Source organism: Bradyrhizobium sp. CCBAU 51627 (genome assembly GCF_028128765.1).
Lineage (GTDB): Bacteria > Pseudomonadota > Alphaproteobacteria > Rhizobiales > Xanthobacteraceae > Bradyrhizobium.
The window spans coordinates 1-346 of record NZ_LBJG01000043.1 but is presented as its reverse complement, the minus strand read 5'-3'; the positions used below and the strand labels follow the sequence as shown (position 1 = coordinate 346).

Genomic DNA, 346 nt, shown 5'->3' with positions numbered 1-346 from the left:
GACGACGATGTCGCCAGGCTGAAGAGTGGGCAGAAGAACCTTCTCGACATAGGCGCGAAAGCTCACGCCATCGATCGGACCCTCGATGAACCATGGCGCATCGATCCGGTCGTGGCGCAAGGCCGCCAGGAACGTCATGGTCTTCCAGCGTCCGTGAGGAACCTTGGCATGAAGTCTCCGCCCGCGCGGTGCCCATCCCCGCAAGGGCGCCATATCGGTCCTGGTCCAGGTCTCGTCGATGAAGACCAGTCGCTCAGCTTCGACGCGACCTTGATACTTTGCCCACTGGGCTCGCCGTCGCGCCACCTCGCGACGATCGCGCTCGCCAGCCGCCACGCTTTTTTTT

General features: G+C 63.0%; 1 protein-coding gene. It reads right to left on the bottom strand.

Annotation, left to right across the window (positions count from 1 at the left end):
• Window positions 1-346: transposase (locus XH88_RS25615; RefSeq protein WP_271671025.1), on the bottom strand; the 346-nt coding region annotated here is incomplete at both ends.